General features: G+C 72.0%; 1 protein-coding gene. It reads right to left on the reverse strand.

The annotated features are described in order from the left end of the window. Positions 1 to 353: hypothetical protein (locus ACNFOC_RS55805; RefSeq protein WP_416966501.1), on the reverse strand; the 353-nt coding region annotated here is incomplete at its 3' end. Between the last annotated feature and the right edge of the window lie 36 nt (positions 354 to 389).

Raw genomic sequence — 389 nt, forward strand, 5'->3', positions numbered from 1 at the left:
GCCGAGTCCCGCTCGACCAGGTCCGCCTTCCCGTCCCCGGTGATGTCCCCGACCCCGACGACCGCGTTGTACGACCCGCCCCACGCCGTGAACAGCTTCGCCCGCGCCCCGGCACCGTCGTGGCCACCATGCGTCGACGGCGAGAGAAGCGTGGCCGAGGTGTACGTACCGCGCAGGGTGGCCGGTACGACCGTCTCCTGCGCGACCCCCACCGCGAACGCGAGTGCCGGCAGCAGCGGACCGAGCCCGGCCGCGAGCACGGCCGAGACGGCGATGCCTGCGATGCCTGCGATGCCGGTGAAGCCGGTGAAGCCGGTGAAGCCGGTGAAGCCGGTGAAGACACGACGAGCCAAGGAGTCCTCCCCCGGAGAAGAGAGGGATGCGTGGCG

Source organism: Streptomyces colwelliae (genome assembly GCF_048158785.1).
Classification (GTDB): Bacteria; Actinomycetota; Actinomycetes; order Streptomycetales; family Streptomycetaceae; genus Streptomyces.